General features: G+C 43.3%; 2 protein-coding genes. Both read right to left on the reverse strand.

The genetic code is table 11. The annotated features are described in order from the left end of the window. Positions 1 to 409, reverse strand: a 409-nt coding sequence (locus A3739_RS26570; protein ID WP_197472608.1) for a hypothetical protein, incomplete at its 3' end; no start/stop codon positions are given. Between the two features lie 3 nt (positions 410 to 412). Then, the coding region (locus A3739_RS29010) for an ExeA family protein (protein WP_156502875.1) at positions 413 to 1,794 on the reverse strand (1,382 nt) is incomplete at its 5' end.

Genomic DNA, 1,794 nt, shown 5'->3' on the forward strand with positions numbered 1-1,794 from the left:
CTTCCACTGAATTTTGATCGGACACTTGGGCTTTTGTTACTACCGAAACGATTACGTCTTCAGACTTCTGTCGATTTACCGATTTATCGTCAACCAAAGTATGGGGATTCTGCTCAATAGACTTTTGATCAATCGCCCCTATTTTTTTAGCTTTTGGCACAACTGGAGTTTGATTTAGCGCCTGCGTTTTATGCTCTGCTGCCGTTTCAACTATCACAGACGAAGACGAAAAGTGAATATACAAAAACACCAGTGCATTTAAGAAAAGAACCGCTACGAGTAACCCTATCCAAGGAAATCGTTTTTGCTGGCGAAGATGCAACAAGTGCTGATCTTGTCTAAAAGATGGTTGGCCTTGTTGCTGACGTTCCCGTTCTGAGCGTTCGAGGGCCTCTAGTATGTATGACATTTGTTATGAGTTTCCTAATAACTTTGGTGCGTCGGTTTCCAACAAATTATTCATTTGAATTAAGGTCAGACTACCGGCGATACCATCAGGAACAAGCCCCATAGAACGCTGAAATTCAATCACTTGCTCTTGCAAGCTTAAGTCTTTGGTCTCAGGGTTAATTTCGGCTAAGCCTTTCTCCAACCATGCACCTTCTTTAAGTTGTCCCGGTGTGACGATTCCAGACTTATAAGGAGGGAGTTGCCATATCACTGAATACTCGCCTAACCAATAACGATCAATATCATCTAGAGAGGTTCTAAACTTTTCACCCGAATGCTCTACCAGAGCAAAATCACCTTCGATCTTTAACAAGGCAACATGAATTTTCTGGCCTTGATTATTAAACAATGTGAGTACGGCAGGACGGTCAATACGTATCAAACTACGCCAATTTCCTTGCTTATGAAGACACGCAAGTCCGTTCACTTGGGCAAACTCGCATGCTAATTGGAAAGGCTCTTCAACGTAGTTTAAATTCCAACTTTCAAAAAGCGACTGAAATGCTTGTAACTTATCTTTCTTACCTTTTTCTCGGCCACCTAAATCAACACTAACAGCAGCAAGAGGGATGCTTCCGGCTGATTTAGGGGCACTCTTCTCCATTACCTGTTGTAGCAGGCGCGTATCTGGATTAGGAGCTTCTACATATGCTACTAACGACTCTGGTGATGAAGACAAAGCTTCTTCAAAGTCATTGATATAAACCTGCTCTCCGTTTTCTGGCTTTAAAACAAGTGCATGAGTTTGAAGTGCAGAAGATTGATCGACATCAACCTCATCCTTCTGTTCATTTATATGCGAGATAGTTTTCTCAGGAGATTTTGTCACTTCGACGACACTATTTACTGACGAATCAACAAAAGGCGTGATGCTATCCAAAAACGGCTTAGACCATACGCCGAGACCAACAAACAAAGTGATCCCCAACGCGGTACCCACTACTCGATACCCGTATTGAAAGACGAAACGCTCCCACGCAGAACGACTTTCACCGAGTATTTCGTAGTTAGCACGTTTGATATGTTCAACTTCAACCTGATCTGAATTGCTTGCATAGGCGCCTAATAGCGCTCGATCAGAGAGCAAATTTATTAAACGCGGAACGCCGCCACTGAGCTTGTATAGTCGGTTCAAGGCTTTATCACTAAACAAGCGCGGTTTCCTACCAGCAACAGCCAAGCGACAAGACACGTAAGCACCAAGTTCAACGCGATTTAAAGACTGTAAGTGGTAACGCGCTGTGATTCTCTGAGCCAGCTGACGAAGCTCAGTTTGAGCCAACATATCACGTAACTCAGGCTGCCCAAGAAGGATGATCTGCAATAACTTTTTCTCTGACGTTT

The sequence above is a fragment of the Oleiphilus sp. HI0067 genome (genome assembly GCF_001635735.1).